The following is a 16,731-nucleotide window of genomic DNA, read 5'->3' as shown; positions in this document are numbered from 1 at the left end:
TTAAAGGCGACTCATCCGTAGGATGAACAGGGGCTGCCGCATCGAATGGATGCGGCAGCCCTCTCGATTCGCACCTCTCACTTGCACCCGGAGATGCCCTGCATGGCGGCGGACAACACGGCAGCGGCCCACGATGCGAAGGCCCGGACCGCGGAGAGCGCCGGAAGCGTGGCGCACGGTTTCCAGGACGCGGACGACGTCCTGCCGACCTATCACATCGAGGCGCACACCTCGCTTGTGGAGCGGCCACTCCGCTCGCTGAAGTTCGGCGAGGCCTTCGGCGTTCTCGATTCCTACGGAGATATCGGCGTCCAGCCCGGCCCGGAGGGCCTGTATTTCCAGGACACGCGTTACCTGTCGCGTCTGGAAGTGACGGTGGAGGGTCAGCGCCCGCTGATGCTCTCCTCGGTGATGCAGGACGACAACGGCGCGCTCAGCGTCGACATGACGACGCCCGACATCCGTCTCGATGCCCATGACGAGACCTCGATCCCGCGCGAGACGATCGCCATCGAGCGCACCAAGTTCCTGTTCCGCGGGGCCTGCTACGACCGGATCGGTCTGCGCTCCTACGATTCGAAGCACCGCCGCCTGCGCATCGTCGTGACGTTCGACGCGGATTTTCGCGACCTGTTCGAAGTCCGCGGGACCGACCGCCAGGAGCGCGGCAAGCGCGGCGTCCTGGTGGCAAGCGATCGGGAGGTGCAGTTCCGCTATGTCGGCCTGGACGAGATCGTCCGGACGACGGCGCTGCATTTCGGCCCGAAGCCCAACTCGATCGAACCCGGCAAGGTGGTTTTTGATGTCTCGCTCCCGCCGGAGGGCCGGGCCTCGCTGTTCATCCGCGTGACCTTCGAGGCGCACCGGGCCTTCACCAAGCCGCCGACCGACACGATGGTCGGGGAGGACGCGGCCGCCAAACTGACGCTCGCGGCCAATGCCGGAGGCGCCCGGCGCGAGCCGAAGGACCTCGCCGAGGGCACGATCTTCGCCCGCGCGTATCGCGACTCGCGGCGCGATCTCCGGAGCCTCACCGCCGGGATCACCACGATCATCTCGTCGAACGACCAGTTCAACGAGGGCCTGTGCCGGGCCACGGCCGACCTCTACATGCTGGCGAGCCGCACCCCGGAGGGCATCTACCCCTTCGCCGGCATCCCCTGGTACTCTACGGTGTTCGGCCGCGACGGCATCATCACGGCGATGATGGCGCTCTGGATCGACCCGAAATTCGCCCGGGGCGTGCTGCGCTACCTCGCCTCGACGCAGGCCAAGGCGGTCGATCCGGCCGCCGACGCCCAGCCCGGCAAGGTGCTGCACGAGACCCGGCGCGGCGAGATGGCGATGCTCGGCGAGGTGCCGTTCCGGCACTATTACGGCACCATCGACGGCACCCCGCTCTTCGTGATGCTGGCCTGGGAGTACTACGCCGTCACGGGCGATCTCGACACCGTTCGGGCGATCTGGCCCGCGCTGGAACTCGCCCTGGAATGGATGGACCGTTACGGCGACCGGGACGGCGACGGCTTCGTCGAGTACGCCCGCGACACCGACAAGGGCCTGGAGAATCAGGGCTGGAAGGACAGCCACGATTCGATCTTCCACACCGACGGTCACCTGGCCAAGGGCCCGATCGCCCTTTGCGAGGTGCAGGGCTACGTCTACGCGGCCAAGAACGGAATGGCGAAGCTCTCGGCTCTGCTGGGGCACGACCCGATGGCCGAGCGTCTCACGCAGGAAGCCGTGGCGCTTCGCGAGAACTTCGACGCGGCGTTCTGGAACGAGGAGATCGGCACCTACGCCCTGGCCCTGGACGGCGCGAAGAAGCAATGCGCGGTGCGCTCGTCCAACGCGGGCCACGCCCTGTTCACCGGCATCGCCAAGCCCGAGAGGGCGTCACGGGTCGCCGAGACCCTGCTCGGCAAGGACGGCTTCAACGGCTGGGGGGTGCGCACCATCGCTAAGGGCGAGGCGCGCTACAATCCGATGTCCTACCACAATGGCTCGATCTGGCCGCACGACAACGCGCTGATCGCGATGGGTCTGGCGCGCTACGACCGCAAGCACGAGGCCGCCCGCATCTTCCAGGGCATGTTCGACACCTCGCTCTACCAGGACCAGAAGCGCCTGCCGGAACTGTTCTGCGGCTTCATGCGCCGCAAGCAGCGCGGGCCGGTCTCCTATCCGGTGGCCTGCAGCCCGCAGGCCTGGGCGGCGGCGGCGCCCTTCGCCTTCCTGGCGGCCTGCCTCGGTCTCGAACTCGACCACGAGCGCAACCGCGTCCGGCTCAAGAACCCGATCCTCCCGGCGTTCCTCGACGGTGTGACGCTCTACAACGTCAAGCTCGGCGGTTCGCGCCTGGATCTCCGCTTTCAGCGCTACGACGACGATGTCACCGTCTCGGTGCAGCGTCGCCACGGCGACGTGCAGGTGGTGGTGACCAAGTAGGGCCGGGCACACGGGAGTTCCGGGGCGGCCCGCTTCGGGGTAAGCGGGCCGCGCGGCACGTCACGCCGCCGAGGACGGGTTCATGCCGGCTGATCATCACGCCCCCGACGCGGCCCTGCGCCTTGCACAGGCCCTGATCCGGTGCCCGTCCGTGACGCCGGAGGACCGGGGCGCCCTCGACGTTGTCGCCGACGCCCTCCGGCCTGCCGGCTTCGCCGTCGAGCGGCCGGTCTTCTCGGAGCCCGGCTATCCCGACACGCCGAATCTCTACGCGCGCATCGGACGGGACGGTCCCTGCCTCGTCTTTGCCGGCCATACCGATGTCGTTCCGGAAGGCGAGGGCGCCTGGCGCCACGGACCCTACGCGGGCGAGGTGGCCGACGGGATGCTGTACGGCCGGGGCGCCGCCGACATGAAGGGCGGCGTCGCCTGCATGCTGGCGGCGACGCTCGCCTTCCTGGAGCGGCGGGGCGACGGCTTCGCCGGCTCCATCGCCTTCCTGATCACCGGCGACGAGGAGGGGCCTGCGGTCAACGGCACCGTGAAGCTGCTCGACTGGGCGCGCGCGCGGGGCGAGCGGTTCGACCATTGCGTGCTCGGGGAACCGACCAATCCTGGCCGGCTCGGAGAAATGATGAAGATCGGCCGGCGCGGGTCGCTGACCGGCAAGCTCACCGTGATGGGGCGGCAGGGCCACGTCGCCTACCCCCATAAGGCCGAGAACCCGATCCCGGGCCTGCTGCGCCTCGCCTCGGCGCTGGTCGGCGAGCCGCTGGATCGTGGGACCGCGCATTTCGATGCTTCGAACCTGGAATTCACCACGATCGACGTGGGCAACCCGGCCAGCAACGTGATCCCGGCGACCGCGCGGGCGACCTTCAACGTCCGCTTCAACGACGACTGGACGGCCGAGACTCTCGGGGCCGAGATCCGCAGGCGCCTGGAGCAGGCGGCCGGGAACGCGGTGCGCTTCAGCCTCGACCTTCAGCCTTCGAACGCCCCGGCCTTCCTCACCCGGCCGGACGCCTTCGTGGATCTCGTCTCCGAGGCGATCCGGGCGGAGACCGGCTTGACGCCCACGCTCTCGACCACCGGCGGCACGTCGGATGCGCGCTTCATCAAGGATGCCTGCCCGGTGATCGAGTTCGGGCTCGTCGGTGAGACCATGCACCAGATCGACGAATGCGTGGCCGTCGCCGATCTGGAGCGGCTCACGGCGATCTACGAGCGGGTGCTCGAGGCTTATTTCCCGAGCGCGTAGTCGACGCCCACGAAGGTCAGCCCCGCGGCTGGAGCGAGCGGTCCGCACCGGCGCTTCTCGCCCGAAGCGAGGATCTCGGCCACGTCTTCCGCCGAGAGGCGTCCACAGCCCGCGAGCATCAGCGTGCCCACCATCGCCCGCACCTGATGGTGCAGGAAGGAGCGCGCCGCGGTCGCCACCACGATCTCGTCGTGCAACGCCATCGGAGCCCGGGCGACGTCGAGCTGCTCCAGCGTGCGGATCGGGCTGTTCGCCTGGCACTCGGCGGCCCGGAAGGCCGAGAAGTCGTGGCGGCCGACGAGGCGCTGGGCGGCGGCGTGCATGAGACCGACATCGAGGGGCCACGGCACGTGCCAGACATGGGCCCGCGTGAGCGCGGCGGGGCTGCGCCGGTTGAGGATGCGGTAGCGGTAGTGCCGGCGGATCGCCGAGTGGCGGGCGTCGAAGCTCTCCGGCACGATCTCCGCGGACAGGACCGCCACCGGCTGTGGCCGGAGATGCGCGTTCAGCGCGTCCCGTACCGTGTCGGTCCGCCAGTCCTTGGCGAGATCGAGATGGGCGACTTGATGAATGGCATGCACGCCGGCATCGGTCCGGCCCGCGCAGGTGAGCCGGACATGCTCTCCCGAGAAGCGCGTGACCGCCGTCTCGATCGCGCCCTGGACGGTGAGGTCGTCGGCCTGCCGCTGCCAGCCGCAGAACGGGCCGCCGTCGTACTCGATGACGAGCTTGTAGCGGGGCATCAGCCGAGGCGGGCGCCGGGCGTCAGGCGGGCGCCGCGGACGAACTCGGCCCCGCTCGCGCTGCCGCCCTTCCCGGCGCGTCGCAGCTCCATGAGCCGCACGGCGCCGTCGCCGCACGCGACGGTGCAATCGGTGTCGCACAGCGTGCCGGGTGTGCCCGCACCCTCTGCCGGGGCGGCTCGCAGCACCTTCACGCGCTCGGGTCCCTTGCCGAGATCGACCTCGAAGAAGGCGCCGGGGAAGGGCGACAGCCCGTTGATCCGATTGGCGATTTCACCGGACGACCGGGACCAGTCGATCCGCGCCTCGTCGTTGGTGATCTTGTGCGCGTAGACGACGCCGTCCTCCGGCTGGGGTGTGAACGTCAGCGTGCCCGCATCGAGCCGGACGAGGGCCTGCGCCATCAGGTCGGCGCCGAGGGGCATCAACGCGTCGTGCAGCTCGCCCGCAATCATACCTGGCGCGATGGGTATTCTCGCCTCCAGGGCCACGGGGCCGGTGTCGAGGCCCGCCTCCATCCGCATCACGCCGACGCCGCTCTCGGCATCGCCCGCCATCACGGCGCGCTGGATCGGCGCCGCGCCGCGCCAGCGCGGCAGCAAGGAGCCGTGCAGATTCAGGCAGCCGTGCTTCGGTGCGTCGAGGATCGCCTGGGGCAGGAGCATCCCGTAGGCCACCACGACGGCGACGTCGGCCCGGTGCGCCGCGAAGGTCTCGGCCGCTTCAGGCGTGCGCAGCGTCGCGGGCGTCAGGACCGGTACGCCGAGGGTGTCGGCGAGGGCGTGGACCGGGGAGGGGCGCAGGCTCATGCCGCGGCCCGCCTTCGCCGGCGCACGGGTATAGACCGCCACGATGTCGTGCCCGTCCTGCGCGAGCCGCGCGAGCGTCGGCACAGCGAAGTCCGGCGTGCCCATGAAGACGACGCGCATGGCCGGGTCAGGCCGCGTCGCGCTTGGCCGCCTTGGTGAACTTCTTGATCACCCGGTCGCGCTTCAGCTTCGACAGATGGTCGATGAACAGCACGCCGTTCAGATGGTCGATCTCGTGCTGGATGCAGGTCGAGAGCAGGCCGTCGGCCTCGATCTCCTGCTCGTTGCCGTCGATGTCGCGGAACCTCACGCGCACCCGGTCCGGACGCTCAACTTCGGCGTAATAGTCCGGGATCGACAGGCAGCCCTCGTCGTAGACCCGCCTTTCCTCAGAGGACCAGACGATCTCGGGGTTGATGAAGACCCGGGCGTCGCGGACGCCCTCCTCCTTCGACGTGTCGATCGTGACCACGCGCTTGGCCACGCCGATCTGGATCGCGGCCAGCCCGACGCCGGGGGCATCGTACATCGTCTCGAACATGTCGGCGACGAGGGTGCGGATCTCGCCGGTGATCGGGCCGACCGGTTCGGAACCCAGGCGCAGGACGGGATCGGGGAGGATGACGAGCGGGCGGATGGTCATGGCGGAAACCGGCAGGGAAGGCGCCGGGACGGGTCCAGGCTCAGCGTCGAATAGGATGCGGCCGAAGACCGGTCAAATACCGGCTCGATCCGCGTGATCGCCCGTCAGAAGGCCGTGCGGCTGCGGATCGCCGCCGACAGGGTGCCCTCGTCGAGATAGTCGAGTTCGCCGCCGACCGGTACACCGTGCGCGAGGCGCGTGACCTTCACGTCGCAGTGCCGGATCGACTCGGTGACGTAGTGGGCGGTGGTCTGGCCGTCGACGGTGGCGTTGAGAGCCAGGATGACCTCCGTCACCTCGGGCCGGGCCACGCGCTCCACGAGGCTCGCGAGGTTCAGGTGCTCCGGCCGCACGCCGTCCAGCGCCGAGAGGACGCCGCCGAGCACGTGGTAGCGCGCCTTCACGGCGCCCGAGCGCTCCAGGGCCCAGAGATCGGAGACATCTTCCACCACCACGAGCGTCGTCGGGTCGCGCTCCGCGTCGCGACAGATCGTGCAGGGGTCGGACGTATCGACGTTGCCGCAGCTCGAGCACACGATGATGCGGTCGGCCGCCACCCGCATGGCGTCGGCGAGGGGGCCGAGCAGCGTGTCGCGCTTCTTGATGAGCTGGAGGGCGGCCCGCCGCGCCGAGCGCGGTCCGAGGCCGGGCATGCGGGCCAGCAGCTGGATCAGGCGTTCGATCTCGGGGCCGGCGACGGCTTGGGGCATCGTGCCTCTTGATGAGGAAGGGGCTGTCAGGTCCGGATGGGCATAGACGCCGCCGGGCAGCGCGCAAGGGTGCACGCGTGCGTGTCCGGCATATGGGTATTCCAGAGCCGCTCCGCCGATAGCGTTACGCTGTGCGATGGACGGAACTGCTTACAGACCTGGGTTCCTGAGTCCACAACTGTGCTCTAATCTGTTTGTCCACGTTGCGGGCCCCTGGCGGAGCCCATAATGACAGCGAAGCTTCGCCGCCTACTCGATGGAGAGACGGGAAGCAGCCGGGAACGGAGATCCTGCGTGCGGCGGTCCTGTACGACCGCACGGACGTCTCCCGGGCAAACCCGGACGGCGGAGCCGTCCGGCACAATCGCGTCGACGGTCGAACAGGGGCCCGGGAGATACGATCTTGACCAACATCGGTGATCACAACGCGGCCCACGGCGCCGAGGCGACCGGCTTCCGCGACCTCAAGGCCGTCCACTGGAATTTCGAGGCGCCGCGTCTCTACGAGGAGGCGCTGGCCCGCAAGGAGGCCCAGCTCGCCCGCGGCGGCGCCCTCGTGGCGACCACCGGCAGCCACACCGGCCGCTCGCCCAAGGACAAGTTCGTGGTCCGGGACGCCGGGACCGAGAGCGAAGTCTGGTGGGACAACAACGGTGCCATCACGCCCGATCAGTTCGAGACCCTGCGCCAGGATTTCCTGAAGCACGCCGAGGGTAAGGAGCTGTTCGCCCAGGACCTCTACGGCGGCGCCGATCCGGCCTACCGGGTCAAGGCCCGGGTGTTCACCGAGTTCGCGTGGCACTCGCTGTTCATCCGTAACCTGCTGATCCGGCCGGACCGCTCCGAGATCGCGTCCTACGTGCCCGACATGACGATCATCGACCTGCCGAGCTTCCAGGCGGATCCCGCCCGGCACGGCTGCCGGTCGAAGACCGTGATCGCCATCGACTTCTCGAAGAAGCTCGTCCTGATCGGCGGCTCCGCCTACGCGGGCGAGATGAAGAAGTCGGTCTTCACCTATCTGAACTACATCCTGCCCGGTCAGGGCGTGATGCCGATGCATTGCTCGGCCAACGCGGCCCTCGACGCGGAGGGCGGCTCGGCGATCTTCTTCGGCCTCTCGGGCACCGGCAAGACGACGCTGTCGAACGATTCCTCCCGCCAGCTCCTGGGTGACGACGAGCACGGCTGGTCGAATTCCGGCATCTTCAACTTCGAAGGCGGCTGCTACGCCAAGACCATCCGCCTCTCGCGCAACGCCGAGCCGGAGATCTACGCCACCACCGAACGCTTCGGCACGGTGATGGAGAACGTCGTGATCGATCCCGCCACCCGCGCGCCGGATTTCGACGATTCCTCGCTCACCGAGAACACCCGCTGCGCCTATCCGCTCGATTTCATCGCGAATGCCAGCGCCACCGGCCGGGCCGGGCATCCCAAGAACATCGTGATGCTCACCTGCGACGCCTTCGGGGTGATGCCGCCGATCGCCAAGCTCACGGGCGCCGAGGCGATGTACCACTTCCTCTCGGGCTACACCGCCAAGGTGGCCGGCACCGAGCGCGGCCTGACCGGGCCGGAGGCGACCTTCTCGACTTGCTTCGGTGCGCCGTTCATGCCGCGGCACCCGAGCACCTACGGCAACCTGCTGCGCGACCTGATCGCCAAGCACAGTGTCGATTGCTGGCTCGTCAACACGGGCTGGACCGGTGGCGGCGTCGGTACCGGCCGGCGCATGCCGATCCGGGTCACGCGCCGTCTGCTGAGTGCGGCGCTGGACGGCTCCCTGGCCCAGGCCGAGTTCCGCCGCGACCCGTATTTCGGCTTCGCGGTGCCGGTCTCCGTGCCGGGCGTCGAGCCGCACATTCTGACCCCGGTGAAGACCTGGGCCAACAAGGGGGCCTTCGTCGAGACGGCGGCGCGTCTGGTGAAGATGTTCGACGACAACTTCAAGCGGTTCGAGACCCATGTCGATGCCGACGTGCGTGCCGCAGGGCCGTCCGCTCAGGCGATCGCGGCCTGAAAACGCGATCGGGCGGCCCGAGGGGCCGCCCGCCTTCATCGGGCCGGAGCGACCCACGCATGTCCGAACCGCGCCGGCCTCGCGAGGTGCCGCAAGGTCGCGGAGGCCGCCGAAGAGACCTTCAGCCGGCCGCGCGAGCCCCGAAAGTCTCCGCGATGGCGCGGCCGCACCGCCGGATGCGGATCGGGGACGGGATGAACGGCAATAGACCGACCTAGAACGGCAGTTTCATCCCGGGCGGCAGGGGCAGATCCTTGGTCAGTTCCGCCATGCGCTGCTGCATGGTCGCCTCGGCCTTGCCGCGGGCGTCGTTGCAGGCCGCCACGATCAGATCCTCGAGGATCTCGCGCTCGTCCGCCACCATCAGGGACGGGTCGATGCTGACGCCCGTCATCTGGCCCTTGGCCGTCATCGTCACCCGGACAGATCCCCCGCCGGAGGCGCCGGTAACCTCGATCCCGTCCATCTCGGACTGCAGGTTGGCCATCTTCTCCTGCATGGCCTGAGCCTGCTTCATGATGCCCATCAGGTCGCGCATGCGGCTCTCTTTCCATTTCCTCGTCTGATCTGGGTACGATGCGGCTCCGGCGCCACCGTCGGTCGGGCGCGCCTCAGGCGTCGTCGTCCTCGGCCTCGCCGACCGGCGCGGCATCGCCGTCCGCGGAAACGTCCGGCTCGGCGGAGGGCAGGGCCTCGGGCGCGGTCTCGCGCACATCGACGATCTCAGCCCCGGGGAAGCGTGTCAGCACCTCGCGCACGAAGGGGTCGGCCGCGGCGTTCTCGCGGCGCGTCTCGGTCGCCGCCCGAGCGGCTGCATCGAGGGTCGGCGCACCCTCTTCCTTCGACAGGGCCACCGACCAGCGCCGTCCGGTCCATCGGTCGATGGCGGCGGCGATATCGGTGGCGAGGCTCGGGCGGCCGCCCGGGGCGAGGCGGAACTCGATCCGACCTTCCTCGAAGCGCACCAGATGCACGTCGCGCTCCAGCGCGGTGCGCAGCAGGATGTCCCGATTGGCGTCGGCCAGAGCGATCAGGTCTTCGAATCGCCCAAGACGCGGCGCCGGGGGGGCTGCGGGCACCGGTCTCGGAGACGGCACGCTCATGGCGGTCGGCGCTGTCATAGGCGCCGGCTCCACCGTCGCCGTCCGGGGTGCGGCGGCCAGCGCCGCGGAGCCGCCGCCACGCAGGTCGGGGATCGGCGGCAGCGGCGGCCGCGCCGGCACGGGAGGGGGCTCGTGCGCGGGCGCAGCGGCCGCCTCAGCCTTGAGCTGGCGCAAGGCCTCGTCGGGGGTGGGCAGGTCGGCCGCGTAGGCGAGGCGCACGATCGCCATCTCGGCCGCCGCGAGGGGCCGGGGTGCGGCCTGGACCTCGGGGATCGCCTTCAGCAGGATCTGCCACGCCCGCGACAGGGCGCGGATCGAGAGCTTCTCGGCGAATTCCGCCCCGCGGACGCGCTCCGTCTCGCTGAGCGTGGGGTCGGCGGCCGTCTCCGGAACCACCTTGAGCCGGGTGACGAGATGCGTGAACGCCGCGAGATCGGAGAGGACCACCGACGGGTCCGCGCCGGAATCGTACTGCGCCCGCAATTCCGCAAAGGCGGCCGGGACCGAGCCGCGCATCACCGCCTCGAACAGGTCGAGGATCCGGGCGCGATCGGCGAGGCCCAGCATGTCGCGCACGCTCTGCGCGGTGATCGTGCCGGCGCCGTGGGCGATCGCCTGGTCGAGGAGCGAGAGCGCGTCGCGCACGGAGCCTTCCGCGGCGCGGACGATGGCGCCGAGAGCCTCGTCCTCGACGGAGACGCCCTCGGCCGCGCAGACCTTCGCGAGATGCGCATGCAGGGTCGGCGCCTCGACCCGGCGCAGGTCGAACCGCTGGCAGCGGGACAGGATCGTCACCGGGACCTTGCGGATCTCCGTGGTCGCGAACACGAACTTGGCGTGGGGCGGCGGCTCCTCCAGCGTCTTCAGGAAGGCGTTGAACGCCTTCTCGGAGAGCATGTGGACCTCGTCGACGATGTAGACCTTGTAGCGCGCCGAGACCGGCCCGTAGCGGATGCCGTCGATGATCGCCCGGACGTCGTCGATGCCGGTATGCGAGGCGGCATCCATCTCCAGCACGTCCATGTGCCGGGATTCCATGATCGCCGCGCAGTGGAGGCCGAGTTCCGGCATCGACACGGTCGGGCCGGTGTCGGGCTGGCCGGCGCGGGCATAGTTGAGGCCGCGGGCGAGGATGCGGGCCGTGGTGGTCTTGCCGACGCCGCGGACGCCAGTGAGCATCCAGGCCTGCGGGATGCGGTTGGCCGCGAACCCGTTGGCGAGGGTGCGCACCATGGCATCCTGGCCGATCAGGTCGCCGAAATTGGTGGGGCGGTACTTGCGCGCGAGCACCCGGTAGGGCGTCGCCGCGACGGCGGGCGCTGGAAACCCGGGCAGGCCCGGCTCGTCGTCAGGCGTGCCGGTCGTAGCGTCCATGCCGTGTCGGGATCGAGCTTCCGCGCGCGGGAATGAGGTGGGAGGCTGGACGAAGACCCGCTCGGTCTCGTTAGGGCTGCTTCCTTCCGGACCTGACCCGGTTGGCGAGTGAAACGTCCCTCGCCAACCCCCCGACGGCTATATGGCCGTGCCGTTCGCCGAACGCAAGCGCCGCCTACTCGGCCTTGCGCTTCACGATGGCCAGGGTCTTCGGATCGAGATGCAGATCGAACTGCTTGCCGTTCGCGTCAATCGCATCGTCGACCTCGATCATGCCGTCGTCGAGCTCGATCTCCTTCCACTTGGTGAAGCCCTCCTGCTTCAGCATCGCCTCGACCTTGGCCTGCTGGTCGGGAGGAAGTTTCTCGTCGGCGTGGGCTGCGAGGCCGGTGCCGGCGATCAGGGTCAGGGCGAGGAGGGGCGTGGTCAGACGCATGGCTTTCTCCAGTCCGTCGAGGGTTTCCGGCTTTGAACAGGAATGCGGCACCGGAGTTCCGTCGCGGTGGCGGTCCCCTTGAGCCGCTCCCGAATCTGCCGCACATCTTGGCCGCACCGGAATATGGCGGCGAGGGCAGTGCATCGATGGTCACCCGCGTCGCCACCGTCGCCTTCGAGGGCATCGAGGCGCGGGCGGTGGACGTGCAGATCCAGATCATCCCGGGCTCGGTGGTGTTCACCATCGTGGGCCTGCCCGACAAGGCGGTGGCGGAGTCCCGCGAGCGGGTTCGCGGCGCGCTCATCGCCTCCGGACTGGCGCTGCCCGCCAAGCGCATCACCGTCAATCTCGCGCCCGCCGACCTGCCCAAAGAGGGCTCGCACTACGACCTGCCGATCGCGCTCGGCGTCATGGCGGCGATCGGCGCGATCCCGGCCGACGCGCTCGCCGGCTACTGCGTGCTCGGCGAACTCGCCCTCGACGGCAGCATCACGGCGGTCAGCGGCGTGCTGCCGGCCGCCATGGCGGCGGGGGAGCGGGGGCTCGGGCTGATCTGCCCGGCCTCCACCGGTCCGGAGGCGGCCTGGGCCGGAGGCGAGCTGGATGTGCTCGCGCCGCGCTCGCTCATCCAGCTCGCCAATCACTTCAAGGGCAGCCAGGTCATGGCCCGGCCGGAGCCTGCCGTCGCCGCGCTGGCGGGACCGCTCCCGGATCTCGCCGACATCAAGGGCCAGGAGGGCGCCAAGCGTGCCCTGGAGATCGCGGCGGCCGGCGGCCACAACCTCTTGATGAACGGGCCCCCCGGCTCGGGCAAATCCATGCTGGCGGCGCGCCTGCCCTCGATTCTGCCGCCGCTCAGTCCGCGCGAACTCCTCGACATCTCCATGATTCAGTCGGTGGCGGGCGAACTCAAGGATGGGGCCCTCTCGAATCGCCGGCCGTTCCGGCAGCCGCACCATTCCGCCTCGATGGCGGCGCTGGTGGGCGGCGGGCTCGGGGCGCGACCGGGGGAGGTATCCCTCGCCCATGGGGGAGTCCTGTTCCTGGACGAGCTGCCCGAATTCTCGCCCCAGGTTCTCGACAGCCTGCGTCAGCCGATGGAATCCGGCGCGGTCATGATCGCCCGCGCCAACCACCGGGTCACCTACCCGGCGCGCTTCCAACTCGTCGCCGCAATGAATCCCTGTCGCTGCGGCCAGGGCCTCGAGCCGGGCTACGCCTGCCGCCGCGGCCCGAACGAGCGCTGCATGGCGCAGTATCAGGCGCGGATCTCCGGCCCGTTGCTGGACCGCATCGACCTGCGCATCGAAGTGCCGGCGGTCACGGCCGCCGACTTGATCCTGCCGGCCCCGGCGGAGGGCTCCCGCCAGTCCGCGGCCCGGGTCTCGGCGGCCCGCGCGTTGCAGGGGAGCCGCTATGCCGCGCGGGGCCTGCCGGATTCCAGCACCAACGCGACCTGTCCGGCCAACCTCATCGAAGAGGTCGCGAGCCCCGACGCGGACGGCACGGCGCTGATCCGGCAGGCGGCCGAGACCATGCGCCTCTCCGCACGCGGCTTTCACCGCACGCTGCGCGTCGCCCGGACCCTGGCCGATCTCGACGGCGAGACACAGGTGCGCCGGCTCCATCTCGCGGAGGCCCTCTCGTACCGCGGGCGCGGCGCGGGCGCGGCAGCCGCCGCTTGAGCACCGGATCGGACGTCTCCGGCGATCTGACGGTCACGATCGGCCAGTACAGCAGCGCCGGCCGCAAGGCGGCCAACCAGGACTTCAACGGCATATTGGTGCCGGTTCAACCCGCTCTGGGTCTGAAGGGGATCGCGGTGGCGCTCGCCGACGGGATCAGCAGCAGCGCGGTGGGCGCGGCGGCGAGCGAGACCGCGGTCAAGAGCTTCCTGAGCGACTATTACGCCACGCCGGACACGTGGTCGGTGAAGACCTCGGCCCAGCGCGTGATCGCGGCGGCGAATTCCTGGCTCTACGCCCAGACCCGGCGCGGCGCCGATCCGAACGATGCCGACCGGGGCTACGTCACCACCTTCGACGCCCTCGTCCTGAAATCGCGCATGGCCCACCTCTTCCACGTGGGCGATGCCCGGATCTGGCGCGTGTCCGGCCGGTCCCTCGAACAGCTCACCGAGGACCACCGCGTCGTCGTCTCCGCAGAGGAATCCTATCTCGGCCGCGCCCTCGGGGCGAATGCCCGTGTGGAGATCGATTACCACGTCGTCGGCATCGAGGCCGGCGACACCTTCGTGCTGACGACGGACGGCGTCCACGAGCATGTCCGGCCCCACGACGTGGTTGCGGCGATCGCGCGAGCCGCGACGCTCGACGCGGCGGCGCGGGCGATCGTCGAGGCAGCTCTGGCCGCCGGCAGTCGGGACAACCTGACGATCCAGATCGTGCGGGTCGAGACCGTACCGGCCGGCGCGCCGGCGGATCTCCTCGGGGAGGCCGAGGGGCTGGACCCCGCGCCCCTCCTCGACCCGCCCGCCGAACTCGACGGCTTCCGTCTCGTGCGGATCCTCCATTCCGGACCCCGCAGCCGCGTCTATCTCGCCGTCGAGGCGGAGACGGGTGCCCAGGCCGCCCTGAAGGTGCTGTCCCTGGACCTGCGGGACGACCCGGCCCAGCGGAAGCGGTTCGTGATGGAGGAGTGGATCGCGCGGCGGATCGACAATCCTCACGTGCTCAAGGCGCATCCCCGGGCCGGCCGCCGCAGCCACCTCTACACGGTCATGCGCTACGTGGAGGGCCAGACCCTGACCCAGTGGATGCGAGACCACGCGACCCCCGATCTGGAAACGGTGCGCGGCCTCGTCGAGCAGCTCGCCCGGGGCGTGCAGGCGTTTCACCGGCGGGAGATGGTCCATCAGGATCTGCGGCCCGACAACGTCCTGATCGATACCGCAGGGACCGTCCAGATCATCGATTTCGGAGCCACGACAGTCGCGGGCGTCGTCGAGGGCGATCCGCGGATCGATCCTGCGGAGATCCTCGGCACGGTCCAGTACACGGCGCCCGAATGCTTCCTCGGCGCGCCAGCCAATGCCGGGTCCGACATCTTCGCGGTCGGCGTCATCACCTACCAGATGTTGACGGGACGGCTGCCGTACGGCGACGCCGTTCCGCGGGCGCGCACGCGCGCGGCGCAACGGCGGCTTCGCTACACGTCGGCTCTCACGGTGCGTCCGCTGCTTCCCGTCTGGGTCGACGGGGCGCTTCGCAAGGCCGTTCATCCCGATCCGCTGCGGCGCTACACGGCCGTGTCCGCCTTCGTCCACGACCTGCGGCATCCCAATCCGGCCTTCACGGACGGACGGCGGGCGTCTCTGCTGGAGCGCGATCCGCTGCTGTTCTGGCGCCTGCTGTCGCTGGTGCTGGGGCTCGTCGCGCTGACGCTCGCGGCGATCCTGATTGCCGGGCCGCGGCGGTGAGGCCTGCGCCTCAGGGATCGAGTTCGGGATAGCGGCGAAAGATGCCGTCCTCGTTGAACGGGATCCGGCGGTCGCTGGCGAGATAGGCGGCAATCCGCGGTCGCCGGGCCACGGTCTCGTGGAGCCGCGCCACGTTCGGGTTGGGGCGCAGGGCTGCGGCGGTGGCTTTGGGAAAGGCGTAGCGCAGCCCGTCGACGAGCTGGAACAGCGACAGGTCCGCGTAGGACAGATCCGCGCCGACGAGCCGACCGCCGCCATTCCCCGCCAGAACGCGCTCGAAATAGCCGAAGAATTTCGGCATGCGCTCGGTGCGGAATTCCGCGGCCCGGCGCAGGGCCTCGGGCTTCTGATCCGCGTAATACAGGCCGACACCCAAGGGATGGTGCGTGTCGTGCGCCTCGTCGACCGCGTCCGCGATGGTGAGCTGGAGCTGATGGGTCCAGATCCGGTCGCGCTCCGACGCGCCGACGAGACCGAGCCGCGGCCCGAGATAGAGCAGGATCGCGGCACTCTGCCCGATGACGGTGTCGCCATCGCGCAGGAAGGGCGGCGCCAGGGGCGGCCGCTGGTCACCGGGATCGGACAGGCGATCGAGCATGGGGCCGATCCCGCCATCCTCGTCATCCTGGCGGGTGACGTCGATGTAATCGGCGCCGGCTTCCTCGAGGGCGAGGCGGACGAACTCGCCGCGCCCCTGGATCATCGGCCAGTAATGCAGTTCGTAAGGCATCGCCGTCTCCGCCTCGGGGAAGACACGGACGCCCGGACGGTTCCCGCTCAGTTGCCCTCGGCCGAGTCCTCTGCCGAGGCTTTCTCCACCGGCGGCTCGGCGCTGGCGACGGCCTTGCGGGCGAACATCGGCTGGAGCCGCTCGGCGAGTTGCTGGTCGAGATGCTTGACGTAGGCGCCCTTGAAATAACGCTCGCCCGTCTTTGCGCCGTACAGGCGGTCATGAGCCTGGATCATCGCGGCGACTTCCGGGCGGCAGAGGAAGCCGGTGATGCCGACGGCCTCGTACCAGCGGCCCGCCCGCGCCTCGGCGGTGGCCTTCGGGTTCGACAGCACCGTGTCGGCGAAGCATTCGGTGGCGGCCTGCCGCAGCGGCGCCAGCACCTTCTCGGCCTCCGCCGTGTTCACTTTCGACGCAGCCGGAAGCCGGTGAGGACGCGCCTCGGCCCCCGAGACGAGAGCGAGGACAGCGAAGGTGGCGAGGATCGAAGTCTTCATGCGGGCGGCCTCGTCGGGTGTCCGAACGGTGTTCAGGTCTCGCTCATGATTGCGTCGGGATCGGGGCTTTCGGCCCGGTCGAGCTGCCCGATTCAGGGCGAGATCCGGACTGTTTCGCGACGGCCACACGCGGCCTCAGCCGCGCCGCTCGGCGTTCCAGTGACCGCGGCAGGAGAGGGCGCCGGACGCGACCCAGGTGCCGGCCCCGAATCCGTTCCGGTCAAGCCGTCCCCGCACGTCGGCGGTGGCGGCCCCGTTCGAGATGGATCCCCGGATCGCCCCGTTCCGGGTCACCCCGCCCTCGACCACGAAGGCGGTCCCGATGAAGCGCGCCCGTCCGTTCTCGATCCGCACCGGATAGCGATAGGCGCGGTCGCAGCTCCCGGTCTCGGTGATGATCTCGACGCTCCAGGTGCCGTCGAACCGGTCGGGCGGGGCCGCTTGGCGCGGCGCGGCGGCGGCGGGACTCATGCCGACGAGGAACAGGGCGAGAGCGAAGCGAGACGTCATCGGAT

15 protein-coding genes and 1 other RNA gene are annotated in these 16,731 nt (G+C 69.9%); 5 read left to right on the top strand and 11 right to left on the bottom strand.

The features are described 5' to 3' along the window. Positions 1 to 102 precede the first annotated feature (102 nt). Both GGQ91_RS07765 and dapE read left to right on the top strand, forming a co-directional pair. Positions 103 to 2,448, top strand: coding sequence for an amylo-alpha-1,6-glucosidase (locus tag GGQ91_RS07765; RefSeq protein WP_043378625.1), 2,346 nt, complete (start codon positions 103 to 105; stop codon positions 2,446 to 2,448). An 82-nt stretch (positions 2,449 to 2,530) separates the two neighbouring features. Next, entirely contained in the window at positions 2,531 to 3,709 is a 1,179-nt protein-coding gene (gene dapE, locus GGQ91_RS07760; protein WP_043378621.1) for a succinyl-diaminopimelate desuccinylase, read from the top strand. On the opposite strand, the gene truA is transcribed toward dapE, so the two are convergent. The 4 genes from truA to recR all read right to left on the bottom strand — a co-directional run bounded on the left by truA (position 3,691) and on the right by recR (position 6,614). After that, complete coding sequence (gene truA, locus GGQ91_RS07755; RefSeq protein ID WP_182591705.1) at positions 3,691 to 4,452, bottom strand: tRNA pseudouridine(38-40) synthase TruA; 762 nt, start codon at positions 4,450 to 4,452, stop codon at positions 3,691 to 3,693. The genes dapE and truA overlap by 19 nt on opposite strands. After that, entirely contained in the window at positions 4,452 to 5,381 is a 930-nt protein-coding gene (fmt, locus tag GGQ91_RS07750; RefSeq protein ID WP_182591704.1) for a methionyl-tRNA formyltransferase, read from the bottom strand. The genes truA and fmt overlap by 1 nt, the downstream gene beginning before the upstream one ends. A gap of 7 nt (positions 5,382 to 5,388) precedes the next feature. Beyond that, positions 5,389 to 5,904 (bottom strand): peptide deformylase, encoded by a 516-nt coding sequence (gene def, locus GGQ91_RS07745; protein WP_043378612.1) that lies wholly within the window; start codon positions 5,902 to 5,904, stop codon positions 5,389 to 5,391. Between the two features lie 104 nt (positions 5,905 to 6,008). Next, positions 6,009 to 6,614 (bottom strand): recombination mediator RecR, encoded by a 606-nt coding sequence (recR, locus tag GGQ91_RS07740; RefSeq protein WP_053611458.1) that lies wholly within the window; start codon positions 6,612 to 6,614, stop codon positions 6,009 to 6,011. Positions 6,615 to 7,017: 403 nt separating this feature from the next. Between recR and GGQ91_RS07735 the strand changes: the two genes are divergently transcribed. Beyond that, the gene (locus tag GGQ91_RS07735; protein WP_043758414.1) at positions 7,018 to 8,637 is read left to right on the top strand and encodes a phosphoenolpyruvate carboxykinase; all 1,620 of its coding nucleotides are present in this window, start codon (positions 7,018 to 7,020) and stop codon (positions 8,635 to 8,637) included. 214 nt (positions 8,638 to 8,851) lie between these two features. Here GGQ91_RS07735 and GGQ91_RS07730 read toward each other — a convergent pair whose 3' ends face one another. The 4 genes from GGQ91_RS07730 to GGQ91_RS07715 form a co-directional block, all read right to left on the bottom strand. Continuing rightward, positions 8,852 to 9,175, bottom strand: coding sequence for a YbaB/EbfC family nucleoid-associated protein (locus tag GGQ91_RS07730; RefSeq protein ID WP_043347589.1), 324 nt, complete (start codon positions 9,173 to 9,175; stop codon positions 8,852 to 8,854). 73 nt (positions 9,176 to 9,248) lie between these two features. Then, entirely contained in the window at positions 9,249 to 11,114 is a 1,866-nt protein-coding gene (locus GGQ91_RS07725) for a DNA polymerase III subunit gamma/tau (RefSeq protein WP_182591703.1), read from the bottom strand. A 35-nt stretch (positions 11,115 to 11,149) separates the two neighbouring features. Beyond that, positions 11,150 to 11,248: signal recognition particle sRNA small type (gene ffs / locus GGQ91_RS07720), an RNA gene on the bottom strand. Between the two features lie 41 nt (positions 11,249 to 11,289). Further along, positions 11,290 to 11,550, bottom strand: coding sequence for a PepSY domain-containing protein (locus GGQ91_RS07715; RefSeq protein ID WP_043347585.1), 261 nt, complete (start codon positions 11,548 to 11,550; stop codon positions 11,290 to 11,292). A gap of 146 nt (positions 11,551 to 11,696) precedes the next feature. Between GGQ91_RS07715 and GGQ91_RS07710 the strand changes: the two genes are divergently transcribed. Further along, a complete protein-coding gene (locus tag GGQ91_RS07710; protein WP_182591822.1) occupies positions 11,697 to 13,235 on the top strand; it encodes a YifB family Mg chelatase-like AAA ATPase in 1,539 nt (512 codons plus the stop codon). Beyond that, complete coding sequence (locus GGQ91_RS07705) at positions 13,232 to 14,989, top strand: bifunctional protein-serine/threonine kinase/phosphatase (RefSeq protein WP_210281159.1); 1,758 nt, start codon at positions 13,232 to 13,234, stop codon at positions 14,987 to 14,989. The genes GGQ91_RS07710 and GGQ91_RS07705 overlap by 4 nt, the downstream gene beginning before the upstream one ends. A gap of 10 nt (positions 14,990 to 14,999) precedes the next feature. On the opposite strand, the gene GGQ91_RS07700 is transcribed toward GGQ91_RS07705, so the two are convergent. The 3 genes from GGQ91_RS07700 to GGQ91_RS07690 form a co-directional block, all read right to left on the bottom strand. After that, positions 15,000 to 15,719 carry a glutathione S-transferase gene (locus GGQ91_RS07700; RefSeq protein WP_053611462.1) on the bottom strand — a complete coding sequence of 240 codons (720 nt, stop codon included), beginning with the start codon at positions 15,717 to 15,719 and terminating at the stop codon, positions 15,000 to 15,002. A 47-nt stretch (positions 15,720 to 15,766) separates the two neighbouring features. Continuing rightward, a complete protein-coding gene (locus tag GGQ91_RS07695) occupies positions 15,767 to 16,216 on the bottom strand; it encodes a hypothetical protein (RefSeq protein ID WP_043347577.1) in 450 nt (149 codons plus the stop codon). 135 nt (positions 16,217 to 16,351) lie between these two features. After that, the gene (locus tag GGQ91_RS07690) at positions 16,352 to 16,726 is read right to left on the bottom strand and encodes a hypothetical protein (RefSeq protein ID WP_043347575.1); all 375 of its coding nucleotides are present in this window, start codon (positions 16,724 to 16,726) and stop codon (positions 16,352 to 16,354) included. Positions 16,727 to 16,731: the final 5 nt, after the last annotated feature.

This window comes from Methylobacterium fujisawaense, assembly GCF_014138435.1.
In the GTDB taxonomy this organism is placed as follows: domain Bacteria; phylum Pseudomonadota; class Alphaproteobacteria; order Rhizobiales; family Beijerinckiaceae; genus Methylobacterium; species Methylobacterium fujisawaense.
The sequence above is the reverse complement of the archived record's forward strand: the minus strand, read 5'-3'. Positions and strand labels throughout refer to the sequence as shown.